General features: G+C 66.8%; 9 protein-coding genes. 2 read left to right on the top strand and 7 right to left on the bottom strand.

The window, feature by feature from the left end:
- Window positions 1-30 precede the first annotated feature (30 nt).
- From EJV47_RS13480 to EJV47_RS13470, 3 genes are all read right to left on the bottom strand, one after another.
- Entirely contained in the window at window positions 31-834 is an 804-nt protein-coding gene (locus tag EJV47_RS13480) for a porin family protein (RefSeq protein WP_126693684.1), read from the bottom strand.
- A gap of 89 nt (window positions 835-923) precedes the next feature.
- Window positions 924-1685 (bottom strand): fatty acid desaturase, encoded by a 762-nt coding sequence (locus tag EJV47_RS13475; protein ID WP_126693683.1) that lies wholly within the window; start codon window positions 1683-1685, stop codon window positions 924-926.
- Window positions 1686-2050: 365 nt separating this feature from the next.
- Window positions 2051-2767, bottom strand: a complete 717-nt coding sequence (locus EJV47_RS13470; protein WP_126693682.1) for a porin family protein — start codon at window positions 2765-2767, stop codon at window positions 2051-2053.
- A gap of 194 nt (window positions 2768-2961) precedes the next feature.
- Here EJV47_RS13470 and EJV47_RS13465 point away from each other — a divergent pair, with 194 nt between their 5' ends.
- Both EJV47_RS13465 and EJV47_RS13460 read left to right on the top strand, forming a co-directional pair.
- Entirely contained in the window at window positions 2962-9384 is a 6423-nt protein-coding gene (locus tag EJV47_RS13465) for an alpha-2-macroglobulin family protein (RefSeq protein WP_126693681.1), read from the top strand.
- Between the two features lie 272 nt (window positions 9385-9656).
- Window positions 9657-10145, top strand: a complete 489-nt coding sequence (locus EJV47_RS13460) for a hypothetical protein (protein WP_126693680.1) — start codon at window positions 9657-9659, stop codon at window positions 10143-10145.
- 52 nt (window positions 10146-10197) lie between these two features.
- Here EJV47_RS13460 and EJV47_RS13455 read toward each other — a convergent pair whose 3' ends face one another.
- The 4 genes from EJV47_RS13455 to EJV47_RS13440 all read right to left on the bottom strand — a co-directional run bounded on the left by EJV47_RS13455 (window position 10198) and on the right by EJV47_RS13440 (window position 14134).
- Window positions 10198-11010: a hypothetical protein gene (locus tag EJV47_RS13455; RefSeq protein ID WP_126693679.1), complete on the bottom strand. Its 813-nt coding sequence runs from the start codon at window positions 11008-11010 to the stop codon at window positions 10198-10200.
- A 62-nt stretch (window positions 11011-11072) separates the two neighbouring features.
- Entirely contained in the window at window positions 11073-11399 is a 327-nt protein-coding gene (locus tag EJV47_RS13450) for a 2Fe-2S iron-sulfur cluster-binding protein (protein WP_126693678.1), read from the bottom strand.
- 104 nt (window positions 11400-11503) lie between these two features.
- Complete coding sequence (locus tag EJV47_RS13445; protein WP_126693677.1) at window positions 11504-12520, bottom strand: NAD(P)/FAD-dependent oxidoreductase; 1017 nt, start codon at window positions 12518-12520, stop codon at window positions 11504-11506.
- Window positions 12521-13156: 636 nt separating this feature from the next.
- A complete protein-coding gene (locus EJV47_RS13440; RefSeq protein ID WP_126693676.1) occupies window positions 13157-14134 on the bottom strand; it encodes a hypothetical protein in 978 nt (325 codons plus the stop codon).
- Window positions 14135-14219: the final 85 nt, after the last annotated feature.

Below are 14219 nucleotides of genomic sequence, written 5' to 3'. Positions count from 1 at the left end.
CCGGCTTCTGTGAATAGGATAATCAGTGGCTTACTGGGCCGGCTTCAGGTTCAGAAACGAGAGGAAGCCCGGCAGCTTATGCTCCCGCTGCCCGCCGAGCAGGTAGCTCAGGCGCAGCTGGTAGGTGCGGTGCGGCAGGTAGGCGTAGGTAGGGTTGGGCGTCGGGCTCGGTTTGCCGCGCAGGCTGCGGCTGTAGGTGGCCTGCAGCTGCCAGCGGCCCAGCGCGTAGCCCAGGCCGGCATTGCCGCCCCAGTCGGTGCGGCGCAGGGCGGGGCTGTAGCCCTGGTTGTTTTCGGGCTTGCCCACGGTGTAGTCCCAGGTGGCTTCGTGCGTGGCCGAGGGATTGAGTTCGGGGTTGGTGGAAGTGGGGGCGGGGCCGTCGGGAAAGTCGCGGGTGTGTTCCTTGCCGCTGAGCGTGACGGCCAGGTAGGGCCCGGCCAGCACTTGCAGCCCGCGGCCCTCGCGCCCCAGCGAGGCAACCAGGTTCAGCGGAATTTCCAGGTAGTTGATTTTGGTGCTTTGCTCGAAGCGGCGGTAGTAGACCTGGCCCTGGTAGCGGCCCTCCGCGGTGTAGTGCGACTCGTTGCCCTTCTGCACAAACAGCACCGAGGGCTGCAGGGCAAAATGGCCCAGCCGGGCATTGAAGGTCAGGCCGCCCTGGGGCCGCCACAGGCCGTGCTGCTGGAAAGTAGGCCCGTGCAGGTAGATGTTATCGGCCCCGTTATCGAACGAGGTGTAGGAGTAACCGACGGTGGGGCCGGCACTCAGGTACACCTGGGCCTGGGCCGTGCCGGCGGCCAGCAGCAGGCCGGCGCAGAGTAAAGAGAAGCGCATACGCAGGAAAGAAAGATGAACGACAACGGATTAATCGGACAAAGCAACGTAACTCCGCTCGCAACGCCAAACGCCGCCGCGGGGCCGCCTTAGTGCTCGTGCGGCGGCGGGGGCGGCAGCTCGGCGGCGGCGCGGGGCAGCAGGGCCGTGGGCACGCGCGGGTAGTGGTGGTGCACGTGGTGGAAGGCAAACGACGACACCACCGGCGTCCAGAGCTGGGCGGCCGCCGAAGCGGCGCGGGCCGCGGGGTTGGTGTCGGCCAGGTGGTGCGGAATGTAGGCCGCCCAGATGGGCAGCGTGGCACTCATCACGAAGGCCACCGCCCAATAAACCAGCCCCACCAAACTGCCCAGCCACAGGTACAACCCGACGAACAAGGCCAGCAGCAGCAAGGTCAGCCCGGTTTCGAGGAGCTGAATGCGGCGGGTGTGCGGGGCCATGCGCAGCGACTCGCGGCGCAGCATCAGGATGTGGTAGGGGCCGCGCCAGAGCACTTCGCCAAAGCGCCAGGTGGCCGGGGCGCCCTCGGGGTCGTCGGGGCGGAGGCAGCGGGCGTGGTGGCGCAGGTGCGTGACCTGCAGGCCGTGGCCGCTTTTGAGCAGCAGCAGGCCGCTGAGCGTGAGCAGCCGGGCGTTGGCCGCCTTGCTCAGGCCCAGGGCGTTGTGCATGGCGTCGTGCATCTGCACGAAGGTGGCCAGGCACACGGCCACGGCCAGCGGCACGGCCAGCCACCACAGGCCCGCCCCGGCGGCCGCCACGTACAGCAGAAACAGCACCCAGGGCCGGGCCAGCTCCAGCACCCGCTGGCGCGGCGTCAGACGCAGGTGGGCGGCAGCGGTGTTGGGGTTCATGGCGTCAGATAGGCTGGATACGGCTAATACGTTGCGGGTCAATAAATATAAGCAGGGCAGCCGTAGCTACAACTGGCGTTGGCACGGCGGCCGTGAGATTAGACGGCTCGTTATAACACTTGGTGACCCAAGTTGCGGAACGGTGCTAGGATTAGTTCCCCTCCTCAGCTGAGGAGGGGTTAGGGGTGGTTGAAAGATTAGAACTAGAAGAACTAGAGCTAAAAGATGTTCTAAAACGGGGTCAACCACCCCTAGCCCCTCCTCATCTGAGGAGGGGAACTAGCTCTAACCTAGCTGCTAGCCTTAGACAACTCCGCAACTTGGGTTAATTAGCTGCGGCCAAAAAGGCGGACCGCGAAGCCCGCCTAATCCAGCATGAAATCCGGCTGCGGCTTCGGGCCGAACAGGTAGGTGAGTGTCAGGGACGTGACGCGGTGGTAGCGGCCGCCGATTTCCTGGCCGGCGTCGCGAACGGGCCACACGTTGGTGCCCCCGAAGCTCTGTTGCAGCTGCACCAGCAGGCGCTGGTGCTGGTAGCCCAGGCCCGCGTTCAGGCCCACGTCCTGCCAGCGGAAGCTGTAGCCCCCGCCAAACAACGTGGGGTAGGAAATGGGGTAGCGGGTGCGCTCCGGGGCGTTGTCCGACTCCGGCGTCAGCTCCATGTGCCCGCCGATGCCCACGGCCACGTACGGGCCGGCAAACACCTGCACGCCCCGGGCCCAGCGCGGCGTGTAGGCCAGATGGATGGGCAGCTCCAGGTAGGGCACACGGGTGGTTTGCTTTTCCTGGTACACCACGCGCTGGCCCTGGGGCAGCGTCACGTCGACCGTATAGCGGCGCACCGAGCCTTTCTGCGAAAACACGAAGGCCGGCTGCAGGGCCCAGCGCCCCATGCGCACCTGAGCCGCCACGCCCACCTGCGCCGCCGGCCGCAGCCGGTGCTGCTCGTCGAGGCCGGGGCTGACGCGGAAACGGGCCAGGTTCAGGCCCACGCGCGGACCCATGCTGAACTGAGCGCGGGCCGCCGGGGCCGCCACTGCTACCAAAAAAGCCGCGGCAACCGCGGTAAAACGAAGCGACATAAACCGAAGCCGCAGAGCTGGTTGGAAATGAGGAAACTAGCCTAAAGGTAACGCGGCCGGGTTCTTGGTTGTAGGCCTCACATCATCGTGTGAGAAACCCCGTACCCACCAAAGCCCGACAATAAACCGGGGCGCGGCGTGTGGAAAAGGTTGGTTCGGCACATCTCATTAAGCGCAAATTCCTTGCTTTGCCCATGCGGTTTCCCCTTTTCCTCCTTGCTTTCTGGCTGCTGCTGATGGTTGCCCCCTCCAATGCCTCCGCCCCGCCCGCCGGCGGGCCCTACGACGCCCAGTGGAAAAAAATCGACGCGCTGCTGGCCAAAGACCAGACCGCGGCGGCCCAGCAGCTGGTGCTCGGCATCTACCAGAAAGCCCGCGCCGGCCGCCAGACGGCCGACTACGTGCGCGCCCTCGTCTACCGCCTGCACCTGCTGGAGGAGCGCGAGGAAGACGCCGACGAGAAAGGCATCCAGCTGCTCGAAGCCGATTTGCCCGCCGCCACCTTCCCCGCCCGCCCGCTGCTGCACTCTTTGCTAGCCGAACAGTACCACCAGTACCTGCAGCAAAACCGCTACCGGCTGCACGACCGCACCACCGTGGGCCAGCCCGCCCCGGAGGAAGCCCCGGACCTGCTAAACAACCCCGACGGCGCCGACCTGGCTACCTGGGACGCCGCCCGCCTGGCCGCCCGGGTAGTGCGCCACTACCGCGCCTCCGTGGAAACCGACGCCGCCCGGCAGCAGCAAACCAAGCTGGCCGCGCTGGGCCGCCTGGCCACCTTCGCCGATGCCCAGGGCACTGCCCTGCGCCCCACGCTCTACGACTTGCTGGCCCACCGCGCCATCGAGGGCCTGGCCGACGACGAGCTGTACCTGACCAGGCCCGCCGAGCAGTTCCGCTTCAACGACGCCAAGCTGTTTGGCCCCGACGCCGAGTTCGTGGCCCTGCCGCTGACGGCCCCGGCCGCCGACTCGCTCAACGGCCCCCTGCACGCGCTGCGCATCTGGCAGCAGCTCACGCGCTTTCACCAGGGCAGCCCCGCGGCCGTGCGCGCCGACGTGGAGCGGCTGCGCCTGGCCTACGTGTACCGCTTTGCTACCCCGCCCGCCGCGGCCCGCAGTGGCTACGAGGCCGCACTGCGCCGCGCCCAGCAGCCCTACCAGCAGCTGCCCGCCTGGGCCGATTTTCAGGTGGATCTGGCTCAGCTGCTACAGCAGCGCGGTGAGCCGGCCGAAGCCGTGCAGCTGGCCCGGGAGGCCATCAAACGGTTCCCGAAATCGGTGGGGGCGGCCCGGGCCCAGAGCCTGCTCAACGACCTGGAACGGCCCGTGCTGAGCGTGCAGACCGCGCAGGTGCAGCTGCCCGGCCAGGCCCTGCTGCTGAGCGTGCAGCACCGCAACCTCGACAAAGTCTACGGCTACGCCTGGCGCATCAGCGGCCGGGCCATGCTCGACGAGCTGCTGAACCGCCGCGAAAGTGAAATCGGAAAAGCCTACGCTAAGCGCCTGAGCGCCGCGCCGGCCGCCACCTGGCAGCTCAGCCTGCCCGGCCCGGCCGACTACAAAGTGCACCGCGCCGAGCTGGCCAGTCCCGCCCTGCCGGTGGGCCACTACCTGCTGGCCCTGAGCACTGCCGCCGCCCAGCCCACCAAGGAGCGAGCCGATATCAGCACCGTGTACGCCTTCGTGACGGTGAGTGAGCTGGGGCTGGTGCACCGGGCGGCCCCCACGGGTGGCACCGACCTCTGGACCCTGCAGCGCGCCACCGGGCAGCCCCTGGGCGGCGTGCAGGTGCAGCCCTGGTTTATCGATTACCAGAATGGCCGGCGCTACCTGCCCGACGCGGCCCAGCCCACCGCCGCCGACGGCCACCTGACCTTGCCCTACCGGCAGGAGCAGCGCCGCTACATGCAGGCCGTGCTGCTCAGCCGCGGCCGCGACTCCCTGGTCATTGCCGAGGGTATGCCCGGCCGCCCGGCGCCCGACAACCCGCCAACCCGCCGGCCTCAGCGCCGCGCCTTTGTGTACACCGACCGCGCCATTTACCGCCCGGGCCAGACGCTGTACTTCAAGGGCATCGTGGCCCAGGAGCAGGACGGGCGCAGCGCGGTGCTCAAGAACCTGCCGGTGCGCCTGCAGCTGCTCGACGTGAACGGGCAGCAGGTGCTGGAGCAGCCGTTTACCACCTCCGATTACGGCTCCTTCCACGGCGAGCTGACGCTGCCCGCCAGCCTGCTCAACGGCGAGATGCAGCTGGTGGTGAAAACTGCCGACAACAACGAGCAAATCGGCTACCAGGGCTTTGCGGTGGAAGACTACAAGCGCCCGACCTTCTTCGTGACCCTGGACCCGGTGACGGGCCGGCCCAAGCTCGGCGACACGCTGTCGGTGCGCGGCACGGCTACGGCCTACGCCGGCCCGGCCGTCGACGGGGCCACGGTGCGGTACCGCGTGGTGCGCCGCACGCAGTGGCCGCTGTTTGGCTGGGCGGCGCTGGATTTCGGCTTCGGCGGCGAAGGTGGGAGCGGCAGCTACCGCCGGCCCTACTACCCCGGCGGCGCCGAGCAGCAGATTGCCACCGGCACCGTGCAAACCGACGCCCAGGGCCATTTCCGCATCAGCTTCACCGCCGCCGCGCCCGACGACGCCGACACCAGCACCGACGACGATAACGACGAGGACGGCGGCTACCGGCCCCCGCGCCCCGGCCGCCCGACCTACGTGTTTGAGGTAGTGGCCGACGTGACGGACCCCAACGGCGAAACCCGCTCGGAGCAGCGCAACGTGCCGCTGGGCGGCAGTGCGCTCAACCTCACGCTCAGCGGAGCCAGGGAAATCAACCAGCAGCGCCTCGACAGCGCCTTTAGCCTGCGCAGCCAGAACGCGGCCGGCGAAACCGTGCCCGCCGCCGGCACCGTGCGCCTCTACCAGCTCACGCCGCCCGCCCGGGTGCTGCACCCGCGCTCCGGCCCGCGCCCCGACCAGCCCGGTCTGCCCCGCGAGGAGCACCAGAAACTCTTCCCGCACGACGCCTGGCTGCGCGAGGACGATGCCGAAACCTGGCCCAAGCGCCTGGTGGGGGAGTGGCCCTTCGATACCAAGCAGGGCAATGGCCTGCCCGAAGTCAGCAAAGCCCTGGCCACCCAGACGCCCGGGGCCTACCTGCTCGAAGCCCAGAGCCTGACCGGCGCCGACACCGCCCGCGCCCGCCTCGGCTTCACGCTCTACAACCCCACCGCGGCGCGCCTGCCGCTGCCCCTGCCCGTGTGGCTGACCGAGGCCTCGCAACACGTGCGGCCAGGGCAGCCGGTGCAGGTGCTCATCGGCTCGGGCTTCGACAAAGTGCCGGTGCGGCTGGAAGTGGAAAGCCGCGGCCAGCTGCTGCGCGCCGAGTGGCTGACGCTTAGCAATGAGCAGCGCCTCATCAGCGTGCCCAATGCCCCGGAAGGCCCGCTGTACGTGCGCCTGGTGCTGGTGCAGGACGGCCGCTTCTACCAGCGCGAGCTGACCATCATGGTGAACGAGCCGCCCCGCCCGCTGGCCCTCGACATCAGTACCTTCCGCGACAAGCTGCAGCCCGGCCAGCAGGAAACCTGGCGCGTGACCATCAAGAACAGCCAGAGCCAGCCCGCCGCCGCCGAGCTGCTGGCCACGCTCTACGACCAGTCCTTGGACTACTTCCGCCCGCACCGCTACCAGGCGCCGCAAATCGACCCGCCCTACTTCGGACCGCGCTTCGGCTGGGGGGCGCACTTCAATACGGTGCCCTGGCAGACGCTGCTTGCCAGCTTCGAAGGCAAGCCGGTGGGCCAGGCCTACTACCTGTACCCCGAGCTGCGCATGGACTACTGGCAGTGGTGGGAGCTGGAAAAAGTATCGACGGTCAAGTTCACGCCGCCAGTTATCAAAAGGGACGAGGAGGTTCAGTCTGTATCACGCAGTGTAGGAGCCCCCGGCGGCATGCGCAGAGAAATGGCTATGGCCGCCGCACCCGCGCCGATGATGGCGAAGAAGTCAATGGCCGACAGTTCCGCTGGTTTGCTGGAAGAAAAAGAGCTAAGCGAATCAGTCGTCGTGGGCTACGGCACCACCGCCAAGCAGCCCGCGGCCGACCTGAGCGCCGTGCCCGTGCGCGCCGATTTCCGCGAAACGGCCCTGTGGCAGCCGGCCGTGCGCACCAACGCCCAGGGCGAAGTGGTGCTCGAATTCAAGATGCCCGAGGCCGTGACGCGCTGGCAGCTGCTGGCCCTGGCCCACACGCCCGACCTGCAAACCGGCCTGCTGGCCCGGCAGCTCGTCACCCAGAAGCAGCTGATGGTGACGCCCAACGCCCCGCGCTTCTTCCGCGAAGGGGACCAGCTGCGCCTAACCGCCAAAATCAGCTCCCTGGCCGCCAGCGCCCTTAGTGGCACTGCCCAGCTGCAGCTGCTCGACGCCCGCACCAACCAGCCCCTCGACGCCCAGCTGCTCAAGAGCCCGGCCCAGGTGACGTTCAGCGTCGGCGCCAACCAGAGCACCACCGTGGGTTGGGACCTCAGCATCCCCGCCGACCAGGCCGTGCCCTTGGAAGCCGTAACCTACCGCGTGGTGGCTGAGGCGAAGCAGGATATGGGCTCAACGCCGCCTCACGTTGAGCATCGGGTTGTGGGCAAGCGCAAGAACGGTAAAGACAAGGTGAGGAAAATCAGCAAAGAGGAGCGGGAAAAGCATTGGATATTGACCCTGTCCGATGGCGAGGAAAACACCCTGCCGGTGCTGCCCAACCGCCTGCTCGTGACGGAGACGCTGCCGCTGGCCATTACCGGCGCCGGCACGCGCACCTTCGAGCTGAAGAAGCTGACCAGCACCACCTCGCCGACGCGCCGCAACCAGGGCCTCACGCTGGAGCTGACGGCCAACCCGGCCTGGTACGCCGTGCAGAGCCTGCCCTACCTGATGGAGTACCCCTACGAGTGCGCCGAGCAGACTTTCTCGCGCCTCTACGCCAACCTGCTGGCCGCCCGCATCGTGCAGGCCAACCCGCGCATCCGGCCCCTGCTGGACGAGTGGAAAAAAGCCGCGGCCTCGGGGGACAAGAACACGTTCCGCAGCAAGCTGGAGCAGAACCAGGAGCTGAAAAACCTGCTCTTGCAGGAAACGCCCTGGGTGCGCGAAGGCCAGACCGATACCGAGCGCATGCGCCGCCTCACCGAGCTATTCGACGAGCCGAAGCTGCAGGCCGAAACCCAGCGGGCCATCCTGCGGCTGCAGGAAATGCAGAGCCCCAGCGGCGCCTTTCCCTGGTTTAAGCAGATGCCCGACAACCGCTACATCACCCAGCTCATCGTGGCCGGCTTCGGTAAGCTGCGGCAGCTCGGCGCCTTCGATGCCATGCAGGACCAGCGCACCGCCGACATGCTCAGCCGCGCCGTGGAATACCTCGACCGGGAGCTGCAGAACGACTACGACCGGCTGCGCAAGCAGAAAGGCGTGAAGCTCGCCGACGACCACCTTGGCGACGACGCCCTGCACGCCCTGTACGCCCGCTCGTTCTGGCGCCAGGACTCCGACCCGACGCTGGAAAAAGCCGCCCAACCGGCCTACACCTACTACCGCGGGCAGGCCGCCCAGTACTGGCCCAAGCGCGGCCGCTACCTGCAGGGCATGGCCGCTCTGGTGCTCAGCCGCGCCGCCCAGGCCAAAGCTGCCCAGCCCATCATGGAAGCCCTGCGCCAGAACGCCATTCACCACGAGGAGCTGGGCATGTACTGGAAGGACGTGCGCCCCGGCTACTACTGGCAGCAGGCCCCCGTCGAAACCCAGAGCCTGCTCATCGAAGCCTTTCACGAGGTGGCTAAGGACGATAAGTCGGTGGAGGAAATGAAGCTGTGGCTGCTGAGCCACAAGCGCACCCACAACTGGGAAAGCACCCGCGCCACCGCCGACGCCTGCTACGCCCTGCTGCTGCAGGGCGGCCGCAACTGGCTCGAACCCACCCAGCCCCTGCAGGTCACGCTCGGCACGACGCGCATCAACACTACCGAGGGCGCCGAGGCCGGCACCGGCTACGTGAAGCGCAGCTTCCCCGCCGCCGAGGTGCGCGCCGACATGGGCAACGTCACGGTGCAGAAAACCGACGCCGGCGTGGCCTGGGGCGGGCTGTACTGGCAGTACTTCGAGCAGCTCGATAAGATTACGGCCGCCGAAAAAGCCCCGCTGACCCTCACGCGCCAGCTGTTCCGCGAAACGCCCGGCGCCAGCGGCCCCGTCCTGACGCCCATGACGGCCGAGGCGCCGCTGCGGGTAGGGGAGGTGCTGGTGGTGCGCCTCACGCTGCGCACCGACCGGGAGCTGGAGTACGTGCACCTGAAGGACACCCGCGCCGCCGGCCTGGAGCTGATCAGCCAGACCTCCGGCTACCGCTACCAGCAGGGCCTGGGCTACTACGAAAGCCCCCGCGACGCGGCCACCAACTTCTTCCTCGACTTCCTGCCCCGCGGCGCGCACGTATTCGAGTACCGCCTGCGCGCCGCCCAGGCCGGCGACTTCAGCTCCGGTATCAGCCAGGTGCAGTGCATGTACGCCCCGGAGTTCAGCAGCCACTCGGCCGGCCAGCGCCTGCGCATCGGCGCGCAGTAGGGCCGGGGCTGTTATATCGAGCGGGGCATCTGGGTGAGCCCGTCAGGCGTCGTAACCCGGATGCCCCGCTCCCGCTCGGCATGACACGCAGGGTGGCGGCTGGCCGCTACGAACGCCGCAACTTTCGGCGACGGAAAAGATTGAGGCCGATTTCGTTGGCCTGGGGCGCGCTAATCCGTGTTTCTACAGCTTTTGCATGATTCCGGGGTTGAATTTCCCGGCCGGAGCTGGTATTTTCGCCATTCGGTTGAGTTATTTCTGGAGGATTGCTGATGCTAAGAACCGCCTTGTGCACGGCCGTGATGGTCGTATTTGCGCTGACTACCCAGGCCCAGGATGGCCGCAAACCCGCCGTTTCGGGCGGCAAAGCCGTGGATACCGCCGGCAAAGCCACCATTCCGGTGGGCCCCGTGCTGGCCGGCGAAGAGAAACTATCGGCCCAGGAGCGCGCCGAGCGCACCTTTCTGATGCCGCCGCGCAAGAAAATGCCCTCGGTGCAGCCCGTGGCCCCGCAGCCCCAGCCCGACGCCGCCAGCGGCGCCGTGGCCATTGGCCCGCCCACGGAAGCGGAAGTGCTGGCCGAAGAAGCCGCCAAAGCCGAAGCAGCCAAGCCGGCCGCCACGGCGCACCGCAGCACCTCGCGCCGCCACTACTCCTCGCGCCACCGCAGCAGCAGCAGCGCCAGCCGCAAGTCGTCGAGCCACCGCAGCAGCAGCAAGAAAAAGACCTCGAGCAAAAAGAAATCCTCGCGCCGCCGCTAAGCCGGCCGGCCTATCAAGTCAAAAGCCCGCTTCCCGGCGGGCTTTTGTGCGTTTAGTCGGTTTCCTCCATTTCGGGCACCTCCTCATCATTGGGCTCGGCAGTAGCTGGCTCGCTGTAGCGTGGGGTGCGCCAGCGCTGCCGGGGTGGCCGGGCCGGCTCCGCGCCGAGCTGCCAGTGCCAGCCCAGCAGCAGGGCCGCCTGCCCACGCAGGGCGTGACCGCGCACCTCGTAGGCCAGGGGCGGCTGCGGGTCGGGGCGCTGGACGTACTCGGTGAAAGTGTAGTTGGGGCAGTAGCGCAGCAGGCTTTGGTATACTTCCAGCGTGAGGGTAGGACCGCCGCGGGGCGAAGCCCAGACCTGCAGGCCCAGTTCGGCGCCCAGCAGGGCCGTCCAGCGCCGGGGCCGGGCCGTGGGCTCCAGGTAGGTGAGGTCCGCCAGCCCATCGGGGTAGGCGCTGACGTAGCCAGCCGAGAGGTTCAGGCCCGCAAAGGGCTCCAGCCAATGGCCCAGGTTCATAAAATCGACGTAGCGCAGGCCGCCGCCCAGCTGGTATACCTGTCCGGCCCAGTAGGCGTCGTAGCCGTTGTAGCGGCTCACGGTTTCGGTGGCCCACCAGCCGTTGCGCACGAAGCCCACCACCTGCAGCCGCTCCAGCCGGGCGGTGGGCCACTGCAGCTCCGCCCGGCAGGAAGGGGCCGCGTCCTGCACGAAGGCGTTGCCGGTCGTAAACCAGTGCGGCTTCATGAAGAAACCCGGGCCGCCGCTCAGCGTGAGGCCGGGGCGCCGCTGGGCCGGGGCCAGTAGGGGAGAGGCCAGCAAACAGAGGCAGAAAGCGCCCCGGATAAACGCGTAACGGTCGGGCATCGGCCCCAAGATAAGACCTGGAGCCAATGCTCGACCGTGCGGGTTTGGTATGCCGGAGCCGTTTAGGCGTTCTGCGGCATCAGGCGCACCACCAGCCCGTCGAGGCGCTCGGTGATGCGAATCTGGCAGGACAAGCGGCTGCCCTGCGACATGATGGGCAGAGACTCCAGCATGGCCAGCTCATCGTCGGAGGGCTCGGGCAGCTCGGGGCCGGCCAGCACCTCCACGTGGCAGGTGCCGCACAGGGCCATGCCCCCGCAGGTAGCCTGGATGTCGTAGCCCGAGGCCTTCATTACCTCCATCAGGCTCAGGCCCATATCGGTGGGGGCCACCAGCTCGGTGCGCTGGCCCGGCGCCTCCTCCACGTACACGCGTACTTCGTCGGTCATGCTAATTAAGGGTATGAGGGTAAGAGGGTAGGCGTCTAGGAGGGATGAAAGTAAGAAGGCCGTGCTACAGACTCCTGCCCTCACACCCTCATACCCTCCAGCCCTTAGAGAGTAGGCACGCCGTTGACGGTGGTGTATTTGAGCACGTACTTCTTGTCGGGGAAGATGTGCTTGTAGGCGCCCTGGGCCATCAGCGCGGCTTCGTGGAAGCCGCAGAGGATGAGCTTGAGCTTGCCGGGGTAGGTGTTGATGTCGCCGATGGCGTACACGCCGGGCACCGAGGTCGAGTAGTCCAGCGTGTCGACCTTCACCGCGTCGTCTGCCAGTTCCAGGCCCCACTCGCCGATGGGCCCCAGCTTGGGCGTGAGGCCAAACAGCGGGATAAACGAGTCGACATTCAGCGTGCGGGTCGAGCCGTCGTTGGCGGTGATGGTTACGGCTTCCAGCGCGTCGGGGCCGTGCACGTGGGTCACGTTGGAGCTGAGCACCAGGTTCACCTTGCCCGCGTCGTGCAGGTGCTTCACCTTCTCGGCCGAGTCGGCGGCGCCGCGGAAGGTGGTGCCGCGGTGCACCAGGGTTACTTCCTTGGCTACGCCCGCGAGGAAGATGGTCCAGTCCAGGGCCGAGTCGCCGCCGCCGGCAATGACGATGCGCTGGTCGCGGAAGGTTTCCGGGTCGCGCACCATGTAGTACACGCCGCGGCCGCCCTCGTAGCTTTCCAGGTTTTCGATGGCGGGCTTGCGCGGCTCAAACGAGCCCAGGCCACCGGCAATGCAGATGGCTTTGCAGTGGATGACGGTATCGTCGGCCGTGATGAGGTGGAACGAGCCATCTTCCAGCTTCTCGAACCGCTCCACCCGCTCGCCCAGCGTGAAGGTGGGGTGGAAGGGCTCGATCTGGCGCATCAGGTTCTGAATCAGGTCGCCGGCCAGCACCTCGGGGTAGCCGGGGATGTCGTAAATGGGCTTCTTCGGGTAGATTTCCGAAAGCTGCCCGCCCACCTGGGGCAGCGCGTCGACGACGTGGCAGCGGAGCTTGAGCAGGCCGGCTTCGAATACGGCGAACAAGCCCACGGGGCCGGCGCCGATGATGCAGATGTCAGTGGAAATGGTAGGGTGCATTACGGGGGTAAAACGGTCAGCGGAGCGCGGCTGCGGGAAGGCGGCGCCGTTGGAATCAGGCTGATAACCACTGCCGAGGGCAAGAGGTTGCGCGCAGCCCGCCAACGGTGGGCAAAGGTACGCCAGCCGTCCGAAACGCGCACGGCTCTATCTATAGATAAAGCGGAGTGGCGCCGGCCCGGCCGAAGCACTACAGGAATCCTCAGTTGCGCAGGAATATCTAGAGGTAGAAGCTACAGGCTAGTTCCCCTCCTCAGATGATTCCGCGCATCAAGCGGCGGGGGGGCTAGGGGTGGTTGAATTTCGTTCTGGAACGTCAGCCGGCTTTTAGCTTTCTGCTTCTAGCTTTTCAACCACCCTCAGCTGATTCCGCCGCTCGATGCGCGGAATCAGCTGAGGACGGAAGCTAAATTCTAGGTCTAGGTACTAGCCTTGGAATAACGAGGGCTTTGCTAAGTTGCGGACCGGCGTCCGAGCAGCCAAAAAACGTTGGTAAACTTGTTTATTAAGCCGTTGGTAAACATGCTTACCAGTTGTTAAAGAGCTGACGGCAAGCTGTAACCGCTCGTCCCAGACGCAAAAAAGCCGGCGCGGGAAGCTCCCGCGCCGGCTTTTCACTGCCGGATGAATCAGGCTCTAGTATCGGCCCCGACGGTCGTTGTCGCGGCCCCGGTCGTGGCGGTCATCCTCGTCGTTCCAGCCGCGGCCGTAGTCCTGGCTGCTGCTCATCGAGGAGCTGCCGCGCCGGCCCATGCCGCGGTCCTGGTCGTAGTCGTCGCTGCGGCCGTACATCGACGAGTCGTAGGAACCGTAGGACGAGCCGTACGAGGAATTCTCGCGGCCCGACATGCCGGAGCTCATGCCCGACGACATACCCGAATTCATGTTGCGGCCCATGTTATTATCGGAGTCGCGGTTGCGACGGTTCATGCTGCCGCCCTGGTAGTCGTCGGTGTTGTCGTAGCTGCCGCGCCCGTAGGAGCTGTTGCGGCCGTACGAGGAGCTCATGTCTTCGCGCTCGGAATAGTCGCTGCCGTAGCCATTGCCCATGCCAGGGCTCATCCCGCGGCGCGAGGAGGAGTAATTCTGGCTGCCGTAGCCGTCGTAGTCCATGTCGGAGTTGCCGCGGCTCATGCGGCCCATGTCGCGCGAGGAGTCCCGGTCGTACGACGACATGCCCATCGACGAATTGCGGCCGCTGCCGTAGCCGCCGCGCTCGGACATATCCATGCCGCTCCGGCCCGACATGCCGCCGCGGCCGTAGTCCTGGTCCATGCCCGAGCCCATGCCGTAATCGGAGCGGCCCGTGCTGCTTTGTTGCATGCCGCGGCCGCCGCGGTAGTCGTCGCGGTCTATGCCGGAGTTCATGCCCGACATGCCCATGCCGGACATGCCGCTGCGGCCCGACGACATGCCAGAATTCATGCCGCGGCCGGAGTAGTCGCGGTCTTGGTAGTCATCGTACGACGACATGCCCGAGCGGGAGCCTCGGTCCTGGTTGTCGTACTGCGACGAGCTGCGGCCCTGCATGCGGCCCATGCCGTCCGAGTTCTGCTGGTTGCGGCTACGGCTTTCGTAGCGCTCCTCGTCGCGGTGCTGATTGTAATTTGCCATGGTGGGAACGGGTTTTGGTTAGGCAAAAGTGTACTGCTTCCGGGGCCGAAATGTTGCGGTCGTGGCAAGGCAAAACAACTGTTTG

It is taken from the genome of Hymenobacter gummosus (genome assembly GCF_003970915.1).
GTDB lineage: Bacteria > Bacteroidota > Bacteroidia > Cytophagales > Hymenobacteraceae > Solirubrum > Solirubrum gummosum.
This window is presented reverse-complemented; position numbering and strand designations above follow the sequence as displayed.

Coding starts and splice junctions, on each gene's coding strand:
- EJV47_RS13480 (WP_126693684.1), bottom strand. CDS start 834: ATGCGCTTCTCTTTACTCTGCGCCGGCCTGCTGCTGGCCGCCGGCACG.
- EJV47_RS13475 (WP_126693683.1), bottom strand. CDS start 1,685: ATGAACCCCAACACCGCTGCCGCCCACCTGCGTCTGACGCCGCGCCAG.
- EJV47_RS13470 (WP_126693682.1), bottom strand. CDS start 2,767: ATGTCGCTTCGTTTTACCGCGGTTGCCGCGGCTTTTTTGGTAGCAGTG.
- EJV47_RS13465 (WP_126693681.1), top strand. CDS start 2,962: ATGCGGTTTCCCCTTTTCCTCCTTGCTTTCTGGCTGCTGCTGATGGTT.
- EJV47_RS13460 (WP_126693680.1), top strand. CDS start 9,657: ATGCTAAGAACCGCCTTGTGCACGGCCGTGATGGTCGTATTTGCGCTG.
- EJV47_RS13455 (WP_126693679.1), bottom strand. CDS start 11,010: ATGCCCGACCGTTACGCGTTTATCCGGGGCGCTTTCTGCCTCTGTTTG.
- EJV47_RS13450 (WP_126693678.1), bottom strand. CDS start 11,399: ATGACCGACGAAGTACGCGTGTACGTGGAGGAGGCGCCGGGCCAGCGC.
- EJV47_RS13445 (WP_126693677.1), bottom strand. CDS start 12,520: ATGCACCCTACCATTTCCACTGACATCTGCATCATCGGCGCCGGCCCC.
- EJV47_RS13440 (WP_126693676.1), bottom strand. CDS start 14,134: ATGGCAAATTACAATCAGCACCGCGACGAGGAGCGCTACGAAAGCCGT.